The 13,604-nt window shown below is 72.2% G+C and carries 12 protein-coding genes; 8 read left to right on the plus strand and 4 right to left on the minus strand.

Annotated features, from left to right (window positions below):
- Positions 1 to 38 precede the first annotated feature (38 nt).
- A complete protein-coding gene (gene ilvD, locus ACWC24_RS38575; RefSeq protein ID WP_351607915.1) occupies positions 39 to 1,892 on the plus strand; it encodes a dihydroxy-acid dehydratase in 1,854 nt (617 codons plus the stop codon).
- A 55-nt stretch (positions 1,893 to 1,947) separates the two neighbouring features.
- On the opposite strand, the gene ACWC24_RS38580 is transcribed toward ilvD, so the two are convergent.
- Complete coding sequence (locus tag ACWC24_RS38580) at positions 1,948 to 4,032, minus strand: serine/threonine-protein kinase (protein ID WP_450667580.1); 2,085 nt, start codon at positions 4,030 to 4,032, stop codon at positions 1,948 to 1,950.
- Positions 4,033 to 4,215: 183 nt separating this feature from the next.
- Here ACWC24_RS38580 and ACWC24_RS38585 point away from each other — a divergent pair, with 183 nt between their 5' ends.
- The 3 genes from ACWC24_RS38585 to ACWC24_RS38595 all read left to right on the plus strand — a co-directional run bounded on the left by ACWC24_RS38585 (position 4,216) and on the right by ACWC24_RS38595 (position 6,013).
- Positions 4,216 to 4,527, plus strand: a complete 312-nt coding sequence (locus ACWC24_RS38585; RefSeq protein ID WP_450667581.1) for an SH3 domain-containing protein — start codon at positions 4,216 to 4,218, stop codon at positions 4,525 to 4,527.
- A gap of 42 nt (positions 4,528 to 4,569) precedes the next feature.
- Positions 4,570 to 5,076 (plus strand): EamA/RhaT family transporter, encoded by a 507-nt coding sequence (locus ACWC24_RS38590; protein ID WP_450667582.1) that lies wholly within the window; start codon positions 4,570 to 4,572, stop codon positions 5,074 to 5,076.
- Between the two features lie 163 nt (positions 5,077 to 5,239).
- A complete protein-coding gene (locus tag ACWC24_RS38595; protein ID WP_450667583.1) occupies positions 5,240 to 6,013 on the plus strand; it encodes a class I SAM-dependent methyltransferase in 774 nt (257 codons plus the stop codon).
- Here the strand turns inward: ACWC24_RS38595 and ACWC24_RS38600 are convergent.
- Positions 5,980 to 7,416, minus strand: a complete 1,437-nt coding sequence (locus ACWC24_RS38600; protein ID WP_450667584.1) for a SulP family inorganic anion transporter — start codon at positions 7,414 to 7,416, stop codon at positions 5,980 to 5,982. The two genes, ACWC24_RS38595 and ACWC24_RS38600, sit on opposite strands and share 34 nt — an antisense overlap.
- 238 nt (positions 7,417 to 7,654) lie before the next feature.
- Here ACWC24_RS38600 and ACWC24_RS38605 point away from each other — a divergent pair, with 238 nt between their 5' ends.
- The 3 genes from ACWC24_RS38605 to proC all read left to right on the plus strand — a co-directional run bounded on the left by ACWC24_RS38605 (position 7,655) and on the right by proC (position 10,280).
- On the plus strand, positions 7,655 to 8,527 hold the full coding sequence (locus ACWC24_RS38605) for an ABC transporter ATP-binding protein (RefSeq protein WP_450667585.1): 873 nt from the start codon (positions 7,655 to 7,657) through the stop codon (positions 8,525 to 8,527).
- Positions 8,524 to 9,294 (plus strand): ABC transporter permease, encoded by a 771-nt coding sequence (locus ACWC24_RS38610; RefSeq protein ID WP_450667586.1) that lies wholly within the window; start codon positions 8,524 to 8,526, stop codon positions 9,292 to 9,294. Before ACWC24_RS38605 ends, ACWC24_RS38610 begins: the two co-directional genes overlap by 4 nt.
- Before the next feature lie 176 nt (positions 9,295 to 9,470).
- On the plus strand, positions 9,471 to 10,280 hold the full coding sequence (proC, locus tag ACWC24_RS38615) for a pyrroline-5-carboxylate reductase (RefSeq protein WP_152895424.1): 810 nt from the start codon (positions 9,471 to 9,473) through the stop codon (positions 10,278 to 10,280).
- A 71-nt stretch (positions 10,281 to 10,351) separates the two neighbouring features.
- Here proC and ACWC24_RS38620 read toward each other — a convergent pair whose 3' ends face one another.
- The gene (locus ACWC24_RS38620; protein ID WP_450667587.1) at positions 10,352 to 10,936 is read right to left on the minus strand and encodes a cysteine hydrolase family protein; all 585 of its coding nucleotides are present in this window, start codon (positions 10,934 to 10,936) and stop codon (positions 10,352 to 10,354) included.
- A 194-nt stretch (positions 10,937 to 11,130) separates the two neighbouring features.
- On the opposite strand from ACWC24_RS38620, the gene ACWC24_RS38625 reads away from it, so the two are divergent.
- Positions 11,131 to 12,111 carry a GlxA family transcriptional regulator gene (locus ACWC24_RS38625; protein ID WP_450667590.1) on the plus strand — a complete coding sequence of 327 codons (981 nt, stop codon included), beginning with the start codon at positions 11,131 to 11,133 and terminating at the stop codon, positions 12,109 to 12,111.
- Here the strand turns inward: ACWC24_RS38625 and trpS are convergent.
- The gene (gene trpS / locus ACWC24_RS38630) at positions 12,051 to 13,076 is read right to left on the minus strand and encodes a tryptophan--tRNA ligase (protein ID WP_450667588.1); all 1,026 of its coding nucleotides are present in this window, start codon (positions 13,074 to 13,076) and stop codon (positions 12,051 to 12,053) included. The genes ACWC24_RS38625 and trpS overlap by 61 nt on opposite strands.
- Positions 13,077 to 13,604 lie beyond the last annotated feature (528 nt).

Below are 13,604 nucleotides of genomic sequence, written 5' to 3' on the forward strand. Positions count from 1 at the left end.
AGAAGTCTCTGATCGCAGTCTCTGAAGGAGCGAGCGCGATGCCCGAGCTGAGGTCCCGCACAGTCACCCACGGCCGCAACATGGCGGGCGCCCGCGCCCTTATGCGCGCCTCCGGTGTACCCGGTGCGGACATCGGCCGCAAGCCGATCATCGCCGTCGCCAACAGCTTCACCGAGTTCGTCCCCGGTCACACCCACCTCCAGCCGGTCGGCCGGATCGTCAGCGAGGCCATCCGCGAGGCCGGCGGCATCGCCCGCGAGTTCAACACGATCGCCGTCGACGACGGCATCGCGATGGGCCACGGCGGAATGCTCTACTCCCTGCCCTCCCGCGACCTGATCGCGGACAGCGTGGAGTACATGGTCGAGGCGCACTGCGCCGACGCCCTGATCTGCATCTCCAACTGCGACAAGATCACGCCCGGCATGCTGATGGCGGCGCTGCGCCTGAACATCCCGACGGTCTTCGTCTCCGGCGGCCCGATGGAGTCCGGCCGCGCCACCCTCGTCGACGGCACGGTCCGCACGCTCGACCTGGTCGACGCGATCTCCGACGCCGTGAACGACAAGATCTCGGACGAGGACATCCTCCGTATCGAGGAGAACGCCTGTCCGACCTGCGGCAGCTGTTCCGGCATGTTCACCGCCAACTCGATGAACTGCCTGACCGAGGCCATCGGCCTCTCCCTCCCCGGCAACGGCTCGGTCCTGGCCACCCACACGGCCCGCAGGGCGCTCTACGAGAACGCCGCCCGCACGGTCATGGACATCACCCGCCGCTACTACGAGCAGGACGACGAGACCGTCCTGCCCCGCGCCGTCGCGAGCTTCGCCGCCTTCCAGAACGCCATGGCGCTCGACATCGCGATGGGCGGCTCGACCAACACGATCCTGCACCTGCTGGCCGCCGCCCAGGAGGCGGGCGTCCCGTTCGGTCTGGAGGAGATCAACGAGGTCTCGCGCCGCGTCCCGTGCCTGGCGAAGGTCGCCCCGAACGTCGCCAAGGACCGCACGTACTACATGGAGGACGTGCACCGCGCCGGCGGCATCCCCGCCCTCCTCGGCGAACTGCACCGCGCCGGTCTGCTCAACGAGGACGTGTACTCGGTGCACAGCCCGTCCCTGGCCGACTGGCTGAAGACCTGGGACGTGCGCGGCGGCTCCCCGTCCGCCGAGGCGGTGGAACTGTGGCACGCGGCCCCCGGCTGCGTCCGCTCCGCCGAGGCCTTCTCCCAGTCGGAGCGCTGGGAGGCGCTCGACGTGGACGCCGAGAACGGCTGCATCCGCTCCGCCGAGCACGCGTACTCCAAGGACGGCGGTCTCGCGGTCCTCAAGGGCAACCTGGCGGTCGACGGCTGCGTGGTGAAGACGGCCGGCGTCGACGAGTCGATCTGGACCTTCGAGGGCCCCGCGGTGGTCTGCGAGTCCCAGGAGGAGGCCGTCGAGAAGATCCTCAACAAGCAGGTCACCGACGGCGACGTCGTCGTCATCCGCTACGAGGGTCCCAAGGGCGGCCCCGGTATGCAGGAGATGCTCTACCCGACCTCCTTCCTCAAGGGCCGCGGCCTGGGCAAGACCTGCGCCCTGATCACGGACGGCCGCTTCTCCGGCGGCACCTCCGGACTGTCCATCGGCCACGCCTCCCCGGAGGCCGCGTCCGGCGGCACGATCGCTCTCGTCGAGGACGGCGACCGGATCCGTATCGACATCCCGAACCGCACCATCGACCTGCTGGTCGACGACGCGGAGCTGGCCCGCCGCGAGCAGGCCCTCGGCGGCGTGTACGCGCCGAAGAAGCGGGAGCGCAAGGTGTCCGCGGCGCTGCGCGCCTACGCGGCGATGGCGACCAGCGCGGACAAGGGCGCCGTCCGCGACGTCAGCAAGCTGGGCTGACGTCCTCCAGGGTGGGAACAGGGGCCGTCTCCTCGGAGGCGGCCCCTGTCGCATGTCACCAGTCCGCGGGACGCCGGGCGTCCACGGCGAAGACGGTGCCGTCGGGGGCGGCGGCGTAGACCCGGTGACCGGCGACGACCGGCCGGGGAAGGGCGGCGGCGACGTGGTCGGAGTTCGCGGCCAGCCGTGGCTGGGTCTGCCCGAGCAGCCGGCCGGTGCGGGCGTCGACGGCGAGCAGACGTCCGTCGAGGGTGGTGACGTACACGTGACGGCCGTCGGAGACCGGCTCCGAACCCCGGAACGCGCCCGTCTCCAGCCGCCACAGCTGCTTTTGCGCGTTCATGTCGACGGTCACCAGCGAGCCACCCGAGGCCATGAGGTGGACGAGGCTCCCGCGCACGGTGGCGTGGGCCTGGTCGAGCGGGGTGGTGAGTGCCACCCGTCGCGACGCACCGGTGGCAGGGGTGTAGCGGACCACGGTTGTCGCGTACCCGTACACCGCGTCGAGGGAGAGCAGGAAGACGGACCCGTCGGCCGAGCCGACCACCTTCAGCGAGCCCTTGAGCCGTGCCTCCCACCGCACCTCGCCCGTGCCGGGGTCCACGGTGGTGACCCGCGTGGTCGTCTGGTCGTCGGACGGGGTCGCCGCGTACGCCAGGGGGTCACCGTCGAACGCGGAGAAGCCCGGCACGCTCTGGCCCGGTATCCGGCGGCTCCACTTCGTGTCGCCCGAGGAGCCGTCCACACCGGTGACCGTCCCGTCGGCACGGGTGACCAGGAGCATGTCCCCGACACGCGCCAGCACGCTGCGCGCGGGCAGGTCCCGCTGCCAGGAGGCCCGGCCCGAGGCGGGATCGAGCGCCTCCAACCGCCCGTCCTCGCCCGGCGCGGGCTGTACGAGACCGCCCGCCGGCACCGGCGGTCCGCTCACGCGCCTTCCGGCCACGGCGTGCCGCCACAGCCGGTGTCCGTCGGACGGATCGAGCGCGAAGACCACACCGGGCTGCGCGCAGAGCAACTTGTCCGCGCCGTAGGAGCATTGGGGGGTGCCCGTCCCGGACACGGGTGCCGCCCGCCATCCGTCGAACCTCGCGGACGCGGTGGGCGAGGTGGCGCTTCCCGCTGTTCCGCTCCCGCCGCCGAGGAGGTGTGCCGAGACCAGCGCGCCGAGCACGGTGAGGCCGAGCGCTCCGGCGCCGAGAGCTGTCGCCCTGCCCCTGCGCCCGGCGGAGCGCCGGGCCGGTTCTTCGGTGTGGGGCGCGCTCGTGCCGCCGGTCCGCTGGGCCGGGATGAAGGCCTGCGTGTCGTACGAGGCCGCCACCGACCGCAGTTCCCGCATCAGTTCGTCCGGTGTGGGCCGGTCCTCCGGCTCCTTCGCGAGACAGCGCAGCACCAGCGGCGCGAGGTTCTCCGGTACGCCGGTCAGGTCGGGTTCGTCGTGCACGACCTGGTAGGCGACGACGTACGGGCTGTCGGAGTCGAACGGCCCGCGCCCCGTCGCCGCGTGCACCATCACGGACCCGAGCGCGAAGATGTCGGCCGCGGGCCCCACCTCCCGCGGCCGCCGGAACTGCTCGGGCGCCATGAACGGCGGCGTTCCGATCAACTTCCCCGTCTCGGTGCGCAGTTCGCTGTCCGTCGGCCGGGAGATGCCGAAGTCGATGACCTTCGGCCCGTCCTCGGCGAGCAGTACGTTGCTGGGCTTCAGGTCCCGGTGCACCACGCCGACCCGGTGGATGTCGCGCAGCGCCTCGGCCAGTCCGGCCATCAGCCGACGCAACTGGGCAGGCTCCATGGGGCCGTTCCGCTTCACCTGGTCGGAGAGGGTCGGCCCGGGGATGAACAGGGTCGCCATCCAGGGGCGTCCGGCCTCCGGGTCGGCATCGACGACGGATGCGGTGAAGGCACCGCTGACCCGTCGCGCGGCAGCCACCTCCTGCCGGAACCGCCCCCTGAACTCCGGGTCCTTGGCGAACTGGGCGTGCACGACCTTGACCGCGAGCTTCAGTCCGGAGGTGCTTCTCGCCAGGTGCACCACGCCCATGCCGCCGGAGCCCAGCCGGGCCTCCAGCGCGTAGTGCCCGGCGTATTCGGGAAGTTCCGCTTCCGCGCCCGCTCCGATGTTGTGCTGCGGCGCCATGGAGCCACCCCCGTGCTGTTCTTCCGTGCGCGCGACGGACGGAGCCTAGTCGATGGCCCGTTCGATGCAGAGACGGCTTGCTAGCCTTCGTGTGCGATTTCGCGTACGCGTGTTTCGTGGCGCGATTCGGGGGAATCAACGGGGCCCCATGGCAGTCATGGGGCGCAACGGGGGAGGAATTTCATGTCTGTCGAGCATGCCGAAGAGGCGGCGGGCGCAGCCGGGGCGCAGGCTCTCGCCGCGGGGCTGACGTACTACTCGATCGCGCCGGGCGTCCGGCTCAACGTCCGCAGCGGTCCCGGCACGAGCTACGGCATCGTCCGTGTCCTGGCCGAGGGCTCCAAGGTCGTCGTCTTCTGCCAGACGCCGGGCACCTCGGTCACGGGTCCGTACGGCACGTCGAACATCTGGGACAACGTCGACGACGGCGAGTTCGTCTCGGACGCGTATGTGCACACGGGCAGCGACGGCTACATCCGCCCGCGCTGCTCCTGATCCCGCCAAGAAGTCCGTGGTCGCCCCAGCCATAATCAAAGAGTGACCGACAACACCGACACGCCGCCCGGCCCCGGGGGTTCCCAGGGCGGCGGACCCCGCCCCGAGCCCCTCCGTTTCTTCGGCACGACCTGGGTGAACCACGACGACGGCTACCGGCTGCGGCGTATCGGCGTGGCCGTCGGCTCGCTCGCCGCGGCGGCGGTCTCCTGTCTGGTCCTGCGCTTCGCCTACCAGGGACTTCAGATCGCCGACGTCGGCAGCTTCGTCATGGTGCTCGTGGTCGTGATGTTCGCGATCTGCAGCGCGCTGGCCTTCGGTCACACCTGGGAGGGCTTCCGCAAGCGTCCCGACGTCGACCGGCTGGCCTCCCTGCGCGGCCTGCTGGCCATCGGCTTCGTCGGCTCACTCCTCGCCTACTTCTTCCGCTCCCTCACCGAGGCTCCCGGCGAGGTGCTCCACCGCGAGGAGTACGAGGCGGCCCGGCAGGCGTACGAGAAGCGCTCGACCCGCCGCACCGGCAACCCGTCGAAGAAGCGCCGCCGCTGACCGCTCGGGCCGAGCGCCACACCTCGCGCCCCGGCCCACCCGGCTCCGTGCGTCCCGGGACGCACGGAGCCGGGTGGGCATCGGCCGCCGCACGCACCCCGGACGTCCTGAGCCGGCGGCCGAATCGCGTGTACTCCCCGGCCGCCGGCGCAAGCATGACGGCATGACCGCCTGCTCTCCTGCCGACCGGGCCCACTCCTTCAACGCCGCCGCGGCCCGGTACGCGGCGAACCGCCCCGGCTACCCGCCCGCCCTCTTCGACGCGATCGAGGACCTCACGGGCCGCCCACTGCTGGGCGCCCGGGTCGCGGACATGGGCGCCGGCACCGGCATCGCCACCGCCCTGCTGCGCGCCCGCGGCGCCGAGGTGATCGCGGTGGAGCCCGGGGACGGCATGGCGGCCCAGTTCCGCCGCACCCTCCCCGACGTCCCCCTCGTGCGCGGGAACGGCAACGCGCTCCCCCTCGCCACCTCCTCCCTCGACCTGCTCACCTACGCCCAGGCCTGGCACTGGACGGACCCCGCGCACTCGCTTCCCGAGGCCGCGCGCGTGCTGCGGCCCGGCGGAGCGCTGGCGCTGTGGTGGAACACGGACCCGCACGACGTGCCGTGGATCACCGAGCAGGCGCGGCGCATCGGGCGCCACTTCGGCAGCGCGTACGACAACCGGCAGGGCTCGCCCGGCTATACGGCTCCGCGCGTCTTCGAGGGGGTGCCGGCCGTCCCGGAGCACGCGCGGCGCACGGTCCGCTGGAGCCGCACGGTCCCGCTCGACACCCACCTCGCCAACCTCGGCAGTCACTCGCTCTTCCTCGTGCACGGCGAGTCGGCGGCCGACGCCTTCCTCGCCCGTGAGCGCGAGCACCTGCTGGAGATCTTCCCGGCCGGCCTGGTCGAGGAGGTCTACGACGTCCTGCTGATCGTCGCCACGCCCTGACGGTCCTGTCGCGCGGCGGCCCACCCCTCCAGGGCCGCCGCGCAGGCATGGTCCAGGTGCCGCAGACCGCCCAGTTCCAGCCGGATCTCCCGGTCCCGCGGCAGCGCCTCCAAGGCGTCCAGCAGCTTCGGCAGCCGCAGGAACGTCGCATGTCCCAGCACCCGTACGACGAGACCGGCCGCCCCGAGGTCCTCCGTCTCCACATGCACATGGCTGGTCTCCCACGCCGTCTTGGCGACGGCCAGCGCGAGCCCGACCAGCACGCCCTCCAGCAGGTTCCCGACGACGATCGCGGCCGCCGTCACCCCGAGCACCACCACCTCCCCGCGGTGCCCGCGCCACAGCCCCCGCACCTCGCGCACCGGCACGAGCTTGCACCCGGCGTGCACCAGCAGCCCGGCCAGCGCCGCCACCGGGATCACCCCGAGCGCCCCGGGCAGCACGGCGGTGAACAGCAGCAGCCACACCCCGTGCAGCACCCGGGAGGCCTTGGTCCGCGCCCCGGCCCGCACGTTCGCCGCGCTGCGCACGATCACCGCCGTCATCGGCAGCGCCCCCAGCAGCCCGCACAGGGTGTTGCCCGCGCCCTGCGCCATCAGCTCCCGGTCGTAGTCCGTACGCGGTCCCGTGTGCAGCCGGTCCACCGCCGCCGCGCTGAACAGCGACTCCGCGGACGCGATCAGCGCGAAGGCCACGACGGTGCCGAGCACCCCCACTTCCGTCAGCCGCCCGAACTCCGACGGCGGCGGCACCTGTACGACGTCCAGCAGCCCTTGGATCTCGACCCGCCGCACCTCCAGGTCGAACACCCCGGTCACCGCCGCCGCCAGCCCCACCGCGACCAGCGGCGCGGGCACCAGCGGCGCCCCTCGCCGCCAACGCGGCCACAGCAGCAGTACGGCCATGGTGGCACCGCCCACCGACAACGCCACCGGGTCCGTCCGGCCGGGCAGCGACACCAGTCCGGCGAGCTTGCCGAGTCCGTCCCCCGGGGCGGCCACGTCCCCGAGGGCGTAGACCTGCCCGGCGATCAGCACCAGCCCGATCCCGGCGAGCATCCCCTGCACGACGGCCACGGACACGGCCCGGAACCACCGCCCGAGCCGCAGCGCGCCCAGGGCGAGCTGCACCAGGCCGGCCGCGCACACCAGGACCCCGAGCGCTTCGAGGCCGTACGTCCGCACGGCCTCGTACACGAGCACGGTCAGCCCCGCCGCCGGACCGCTCACCTGGAGGCTGCTGCCGGGCAGCGCCCCGGCGACCAGGCCGCCGACGATCCCGGTGACCAGGCCCAGTTCGGCCGGTACACCGGAAGCGACGGCGACGCCCACGCACAGCGGCAGAGCGACGAGGAACACGACGAGTGAAGCGAGCAGATCGGCCTTGCGTACGCCACAGCGCATGACAGCAGCACCTCCGGTCGACAGCGGGAGACGCGTGGGCGCCGAACCGGGGGAGGACTCGGCGAACTGAATTCCATTGTCGGAAACGGACGCCCGCCGTGGGGCCGATCCGTGTGTGCAGCCGGTGAACACAGAGGCGCTGGAACCGGACGCCCTGCCTCCAATCCCACCGTCGCGCGCCTGCGCCGCTTCGCGCACCCTCTTGACGACGCAGCCGCTCCGGAGAATTATTCATCACATGATGAATTACTTGCCGGACCCCGGGGAGACCGTCACCTCTCCCGCCACCGGGACCGCCACCTCTCCCGCCACCGGGACCGCCACCTCTCCCGCCGCGGGCGCCCCCGCTCCGCCCGCGATCCGCGCCGAGGCCCTCACCGTCCTGCGCGGCTCCCGGTCCGTCCTGCGCGGCCTCGGCTTCACCGTCCCGCGCGGCCAGATCACCGGCCTGCTCGGCCCCTCCGGATGCGGCAAGTCGACGCTCATGCGTGCGATCGTCGGCACCCAGGCCAAGGTCACCGGCACCCTGGAGGTCCTGGGCCGCCCCGCGGGCCACCCCGCCCTGCGCACCCGCATCGGCTACGTCACCCAGGCCGCGTCCGTCTACGACGACCTGACGGTCCGCCAGAACCTCGACTACTTCGCCGCGATCCTCGACCCGGGCCGAGCCGCCGCCGCCCGCCGCCGGGACGACGTCACCCGGGCCATCGCCGACGTCGACCTCGCGAGCCACGCCGACGCCCTGGCCGGCAACCTCTCCGGCGGCCAGCGCAACCGCGTCTCCCTCGCGGTCGCCCTCCTCGGCGCCCCCGAACTCCTGGTCCTGGACGAGCCGACGGTCGGCCTCGACCCGGTCCTGCGCCGCGACCTGTGGAACCTCTTCCACCGCATCGCCGCGGACCGCGGCGCCACCCTCCTCGTCTCCTCCCACGTCATGGACGAGGCCGAGCGCTGCCACCGGCTGCTGCTCATGCGCGAGGGCGAGATCCTCGCCGACGACAGCCCCGACGCCCTGCGCACCCGCACCGGCTCCGACACGGTCGAGGCGGCCTTCCTGCACCTGGTGGACGAGGCCGTCGCGGCCGACCACACGAAGGAGACAGCCCGATGAGCACGACCGCACCCGCCCCCGCCGCCGCCCTGAACCTCTCCCGCACCACGGCCACCGCGGCCCGCGTCCTGCGCCAGCTCCGCCACGACCCGCGCACCATCGCGCTGCTGATCCTCGTCCCCTGCCTGATGCTGGTCCTGCTGCGCTACGTCTTCGACGGCAGCCCGCACACCTTCGACAACATCGGCGCGTCCCTGCTCGGGATCTTCCCGCTGATCACGATGTTCCTGGTCACGTCCATCGCCACACTGCGCGAACGCACCTCGGGCACCCTCGAACGACTCCTCGCCATGCCCCTCGGCAAGGGCGACCTGATCGGGGGTTACGCCCTGGCCTTCGGCGGCCTCGCGATCGTCCAGTCCGCCCTGGCCACGGGCCTCGCCGTCTGGCTCCTGGGCCTGGACGTCACCGGCTCCCCGTGGCTGCTGCTCCTGGTGGCCCTGCTGGACGCGCTCCTGGGCACCGCCCTCGGCCTGTTCGTCTCGGCCTTCGCCGCCTCGGAGTTCCAGGCGGTCCAGTTCATGCCCGCGGTGATCTTCCCGCAGCTCCTGCTGTGCGGTCTGTTCACCCCGCGCGACCAGATGCACCCGGTCCTGGAGGCCATCTCCGACGTGCTGCCGATGTCTTACGCGGTCGACGGCATGAACGAGGTGCTCAGGCACACCGACATGACGGCCACCTTCGTACGGGACGTACTGATCGTGGCCGGCTGCGCCCTGCTGGTCCTCGGCCTGGGGGCGGCCACCCTGCGCCGCCGCACCACCTGACCCGCGGACGCACCACGCCGATCCCGCGGACGCGCCACGGCGGACACGCGCCCCGGCGCACGCCCCCGTACCGCGCCCCGACACCCACGTCCGCCCACCGGACACCCCACCCGCGCCCGCCTCCCCTGATGCGAGGATGAGCCCGGACGACGCACCCCTCGGAGGGCACCTCAGCCATGATCCAGAAAGTCGCGGTCCTCGGCACCGGCAAGATCGGCGAAGCACTGCTCAGCGGAATGATCCGCGGCGGCTGGGCCCCGTCCGACCTCCTGGTCACCGCCCGCCGCCCGGAACGAGCCGAAGAACTCCGCACCCGCTACGGAGTCGTCCCGGTCAGCAACGCGGAGGCCGCCAAGACCGCCGACACCCTGATCCTGACCGTCAAACCGCAGGACATGGGTACCCTCCTCGACGAGCTCGCCCCGCACGTCCCCGCCGACCGCCTGGTCATCAGCGGAGCCGCCGGCATCACCACCGCCTTCGTCGAGGACCGCCTCACCGCCGGCACCCCCGTGGTCCGGGTCATGACGAACACGCCCGCCCTGGTCGACGAGGCGATGTCCGTCATCTCCGCCGGAGCCCACGCCACCGCCGATCACGTCAGCCACGCCGAAGCGATCTTCGGAGCGGTCGGCAAGACCCTGCGCGTCCCCGAGTCGCAGCAGGACGCCTGCACCGCCCTCTCGGGCTCGGGCCCGGCGTACTTCTTCTATCTGGTCGAGGCGATGACCGACGCCGGGATCCTCCTCGGCCTGCCCCGCGACAAGGCCCACGACCTGATCGTCCAGTCCGCGATCGGTGCCGCGACCATGCTCCGCGACAGCGGCGAACACCCGGTCAAGCTCCGCGAGAACGTCACCTCGCCCGCCGGCACCACCATCAGCGCCATCCGCGAACTCGAGAACCACGGCGTACGGGCCGCCCTGATCGCCGCCCTCGAAGCCGCCCGCGACCGCAGCCGCGAACTGGCCTCCGGCAACAACTGACCCACACCGACCCACCCCGCCGCCCGGCCACCACCCCGTACCGGGCGGCGGCCGGGCGGTTCACCGCCCGCTCACTCCACCGCGCCGACGACCTCCCGCGTGGTCACCACCCGGGCGAACCCGCCCCCGTGCAGCGACACCGCCGCCGCCCGCGCGAGTTCCTCCGCCTCGCGCCGCCAGCCGAACGGCCCTTCGAGGTCGAAGGTGTACGTCGCGTCGTACGCGACCACCACCTCGTACCCGAGGTTCCCGCCCATCCGTGCCGTCGTCTCCACACACATGTTGGTCTGGATCCCGGCCACGACGATCTGCGTGATCCCCTCCGCCTTCAGCCAGGCGTCCAGACCCGGCGTCCCGAGGAACGCAGAGTTCACCGTCTTCGTGATCAGCAGTTCCGCCCCGGAGCCCTTCCCGCGCCGCTGGGTCACGTACTCCTTGAAGTCGTTCCCCTCGTGTCCCGCCCGCAACGGCGAGCGCGGGTTCACCGAGTCGTGCCGTACGAAGACGACGGGCCGCCCGGTCGACTGCCAGGTGTCGAGGAGCGCCGCGATGTTGTCATCGGCCCCGGGGTTGTTGCGCGGCCCCCAGAAGTCCGTCTCCTCGAAGCCCCGCTGTACGTCGACGACCACCAGTGCCGCGTTCTCTGCGATGTCCATGCCCACGATCCTGCCGCCGCGCGCCCCTCCGCCCCAGCAGAACAAAAGCCAGCGATCGATGGTTTACTGCCACCGTGGGCAGTGTGGACAGCTCGGACACCAGCGGCAGCGCGGACGGCTCGAACGGCGGGGACGGCGCGAATGTCGTGAACGGCGGGGACTGCGCCCCCGCCCCGGCCGGCCGCCGCTACCGCGTGGCCCTGGTCGCCTTCCCCGGCATCCGGGCCTTCGACGTCTCCGTGATCACCGAGGTCTGGGGCCCGGACCGCACCGACCGCGGCGCCCCGGCCTTCGACCTGCGCCGCGCCGCGGCCGACACCGCCACCGCCGTCCCGATGCGCGGCGGCCTGTCCCTCCTGCCCGACCGCACCCTCGGCTGGCTGGACCACGCGGACCTGATCGTGATCCCCGGCCTCGACGACCACCTCACCCCGGCACCCGCCCCCGTCCTGGACGCCCTGCGCCGCGCCCACACCCGTGGCACCACCCTCGCCGCCCTGTGCGGCGGTGCCTTCACCCTCGCCCAGGCCGGACTGCTCGACGGCCGCCGCGCCATCACCCACTGGAACCTGATCGACGAGTTCCGCGCCCACCATCCGCACGTCACCGTCGTCCCCGACGCCCTCTTCATCGAGGACGACAACATCTGGACCGCGGCCGGCACCGCGGCGGGCATCGACCTCTGCCTCCATCTCGTCCGTACCGCCCACGGCGCGGAAGCGGCCGCCACCATCGCCCGCTCGATGGTCACGGCCCCCTTCCGCACCGGCACCCAGGCACAGTTCATCGAACGCCCCACCCCGCACGCCGACCGCGACGCCGACACCCTCGCCGCCGTCCGCGAACACGCCCTGCGCCATCTCCACGAGCCGCTCACGGTCGCCGGCCTGGCCGCCCGCGCCGGGATGTCGGCGCGGTCCTTCGCCCGTCACTTCGCCGCCGAGACCGGCACCACCCCGTTGCGCTGGCTGCTCGACCAGCGCATCGCCGCCGCCCAGAAACTCCTCGAACGCACCGACCTCCCCATGCCGGAGGTCGCCCGCCGGGCCGGTTTCGGCAGCGAGGTCACGATGCGCCAGCACTTCGCGTCGCGCCTCGCCACCAGCCCGCGCGCCTACCGGGCCGCGTTCACCACCGCCTCCGACACCGGCGGCAGCAGCCCGATCGCGCGATAGGCGGCGTCGACGACCGGTCGGGCCATCGCCCGGGCCCGCTCCGCCCCGTCCCGCAGCACCCCCTCCACATAGGAGGGGTCCGAGCACAGCTCCTTGTGCCGGGCCTGAAGCGGCCGGAGCGTCTCGACCACGGCCTCCGCGGTGTCCTTCTTCAGGGCACCGTACGAGTCGTAGTCCTCGGCCAGTGCCCGGGGATCGCCCTGCGTGCAGGCGGCGAGGATCTCCAGCAGATTCGCCACCCCCGGCCGCCGCTCACGGTCGTACTCGACGTCCCGGCCGCTGTCGGTCACCGCCCGCATGACCTTCTTGCGCACCGCGTCCGGCTCGTCGAGCAGATAGACGATGCCCGGCCCGACGTCCTCGCTCTTGCCCATCTTCGACGTGGGGTCCTGGAGGTTCATGACCCGCGCCGCCACCGGCGGGTGCGTCGCCCTGGGCACCACGAACGCCTGCCCGTACCGCTGGTTGAACCGCACGGCCAGGTCCCGGGTCAGCTCGACGTGCTGCGCCTGGTCGTCGCCCACCGGCACCTCGTCGGTCCCGTACGCCAGGATGTCCGCCGCCATCAGCACCGGATACGTCAGCAGTGACAGCCGCACACTCCCGCCGCGTTCCCGTTCCCGCGCGGCCTTCTCCCGGTACTGGATCATCCGCCGCATCTCGCCGTCGGTGGCTACGCATTCCAGTACGTACGACAGCCGCGCGTGCTCGTCCACATGGCTCTGTACGAATACGGTGCACAACTCGGGATCGAGCCCGGCCGCGAGCAACAGGGTCGCCGACTGGCGGCTCAGCCGTCGTACCCGGCCGGGATCGTGCTCGACGGTCAGCGCGTGCAGATCGACGACGCAGAACAGCGCGTCCGCCCGGTGCTGGTCGACCGCGGCCCACTGCCGCATGGCCCCCAGGTAGTTCCCCAGCGTCAGATGCCCGGTCGGCTTGATCCCGCTGAAGACCCGCTTCATCTCGTCACCTCCTGATCGGGACCGCCGCACCCGGCCGGCCGCCCCTCTGGAGGGAGAAACACCAACGGCCGCCGAGGCGGCGGCCGTTGAGTACATACGTGCGTACGGCCGCCGTCAGGCGGCCCACCAGAGCTGGGTGCACGTACGCGTAGTCATGCCCCCCAGCGTACGGGCCGAGGGGCCTCGGGGCAGCAAGTTGACACACCCTGCCGCGATCCGTAATGTTCTCCGAGTTGTCCGACGTGAGCGCCGACTCCGGTCGGTCCCCGGACAACCACTTCGCAAGTACCAGTCACTACTCGACGTCCGGTCGGCATGTCTGCCCGGCTGCGTCGTTTCATTGGCGTGCGTATTTGCGAAATGAGGAATCCGCGTTCGAAAGGACGGGGCCCCCGATTAGCTCGGGAGCCGGGAATCCGCTAAAGTCTCACTCGTCGGAACGGCCCAACGGCCGCGAGGACAAAGCCCGCTGACTGGGAGTCAGGCCCGAAAGAGTCTGATAGAGTCGGAACCGCCGGAAAGGGAAAC

It is taken from the genome of Streptomyces sp. NPDC001443 (genome assembly GCF_053597355.1).